Consider the following 2425-nt stretch of genomic DNA (forward strand, 5'->3'; position numbering starts at 1 on the left):
GTTGCAAACGAGGAATGGGGGCGGGTGAGTATCCACCTCTTCGGCTTTAGCTTTCTCAGTAGCAATTGTTCTGTCAGCAGTTGATACTCGGCTCACCTGCATCGGGCAGGAGAGGGATCCAAGTCGTACAATGCTACCAAAAATCTGCCTGCAAGGTGATGTCGATATCGCTGCACTCTCACCACTGCTTCGCGGCATGCTGCTTGCAGTCGCCTACGCGCAGCGCGAGGGTGGCATCGGACTAACGGCAACTGGCGCAATGAACCGCAAATTCGTACACTGCGCTGCTGAGAACTTCCACTGGCCCAGATTCACAGCCAAAGACCTCTACAGCATGCACAAGGTGCTTAATGAAAACGACATGCCACCACTTTGTGTTGTGCACGATCTGACCCGTTATCTAAAGCTTCTTCGCCGCAGGAAAAATGTACTGCTGCCAACCAAACGTGGCCTGGAGTTTCTGGTCAATCCACACGCTTTCTTCGATCTGATCGCCACCGATTATCTCTATTCGTATATTCATGCCACAGAACGTAAAGAGGCGATCCAGGCACGATTGCGTTGGTGGCGTATGTATCTCAATCTGCTCAATATCAAGACCAGAGAAGGGTGTAAGCCGATGGACATTGTAAAGATACTCTATCCGGATATCGCTCATCTGTCCGACACTGAAATAACCGTCGATGCGTGGGACCTGAAATTCGAGCTTCAGTACGGTGTCCTGCGACGCTTATGCTGGCTCGGCCTGCTTTTTGAGGCAAGAGAAGGGCTCAACTTTCTTGACGACGGAATCTTCCACAAAACACCGCTCTGGACAGCTTGCCTGCAATTGGAGTCGGATACGCAAAGCGATATCGGCGTCCATTGACGCCCTTTATTCCGGCGCCGACTGTCTCAATAAAGCTTGTTCTCGCCGGGCAATGACAGCAGAGTCGCTCATGTAAGCTGTTCGCGATTTACGCTCTCGCTTCTGATAGCCGTTCCCGACACTGCCGTCAGGTATACCAAACATATGGTTGGCCTGACCGGTACGACGCGGACCGCTTTTGCTGCGTTGCTGCTCCCGTCCCGCCTGCATCTCAGCGACGATCGACAACATGTCATCCAGTCGCTTGTTCTCGACAACAGGCGAGCGATGAATGGAACGAAGCTTGTCAAATGTTGTATAGGGCAGGGTGTCCGTGCCATGCATGATCTCCAGACGTCCGTCGGGATAGTCGCAGACAACGACCTTCTGACGCGCAAGCCGCTTTGCAACTTCGGTCGGCTCCAGGATAAACAGAACCTTGTCATAACGAAGTGTCAGTGTTTGTGACAGCGTTCGCACTTCCTTCCGGCACAGCGCATCATCAATGTTCTCATGCGCGGCCAGTGGTCGATGCATGTCCTTGGGATTGCGTGGCTCCTTGCCAAAACGGGCATTGAAATCTGCAATATATTCCGGCGCATATGCATTGGCTGCTTCGATCGTATCGATGCCGCGCAGCCGCAATTCCTTGACCAGACGATCCTGCAAAGTCCTGTTTGCCCGCTCAACACGGCCTTTGGCCTGTGGAGTATTGGCACAGATAATGTCGATGTTGAGCTCATAAAGTGCCCGACCAAACTGTGTCAGGCCGCTTGTTCGGTCTTGCTTCGACGGATGAAGCGAACGAAAAACGCCGTGTTTGTCGCTATAGAAAGCGAGTGGTTTGCCCCATTGCTGGAGATATGCCTTCGTCGCATGAAAATAATCAAACGTGTTCTCTGAGCCCGCAAAGCGCAAATGCAGGAGCTTGCCAGTGGCATCGTCGATATAAACGAGGAGGGCGCATTTGGGACCCCGCTCCTCGAACCACCAATGATGCGAACCGTCGATCTGTATCAGTTCACCAAAGCAATCACGCCGGCCGCGCGGTTGATGCAGTTGCCGCTTGCGTTCGCGACGTGATGTCCACAATCCCGCTGCTGTCATCCATTGCCGCAGCGTCTCCTTGCTGACTGAAAGCTGATGGCGTTCAATCAGCTTCTCACAGGCCAGTGTCGGCCCAAAGTCCCGATAATACGTGCGTACAATATCCAGAACATCATTCCGGAAATCCTCGCCATAACGGCGATTGCTCGGACGACCGCGCTTGCCCGAAACAAGGCCCGCTGCACCAAGCCGATCAAATGCCTGTAACAGCCGATGAACCTGACTACGACTGAGGCCAAGCAGCGCAGCTGCCTCCACCACGCGAAGCTGATTATCTCTGATTTGCTGAACGGTCTTCAGCCGGTTGAGTTCTTTTTGCGACATCGTGATCAAACAAGACATGACGGCTCCCATCCGCTGTTTGCAGCTGAAAACCTAGTCTTCCTTTCCGCGTTCGATTTGAAAAGGGCAAGAGATACAAAAAATGTCGCATCTCTAAATTGCCCATGTGTCGCATCTGTATATCGCCGT

At 52.8% G+C, this 2425-nt stretch carries 2 protein-coding genes; one reads left to right on the plus strand and one right to left on the minus strand.

The features are described 5' to 3' along the window. Positions 1–130: 130 nt before the first annotated feature. Positions 131–868: a hypothetical protein gene (locus ABE530_RS19495; RefSeq protein WP_499695707.1), complete on the plus strand. Its 738-nt coding sequence runs from the start codon at positions 131–133 to the stop codon at positions 866–868. 6 nt (positions 869–874) lie between these two features. On the opposite strand, the gene ABE530_RS19500 is transcribed toward ABE530_RS19495, so the two are convergent. Continuing rightward, on the minus strand, positions 875–2296 hold the full coding sequence (locus ABE530_RS19500; protein WP_499695708.1) for an ISNCY family transposase: 1422 nt from the start codon (positions 2294–2296) through the stop codon (positions 875–877). Positions 2297–2425: the final 129 nt, after the last annotated feature.

The organism is Brucella sp. TWI559, from assembly GCF_039674265.1.
Taxonomy (GTDB): Bacteria; Pseudomonadota; Alphaproteobacteria; order Rhizobiales; family Rhizobiaceae; genus Brucella; species Brucella chromiisoli.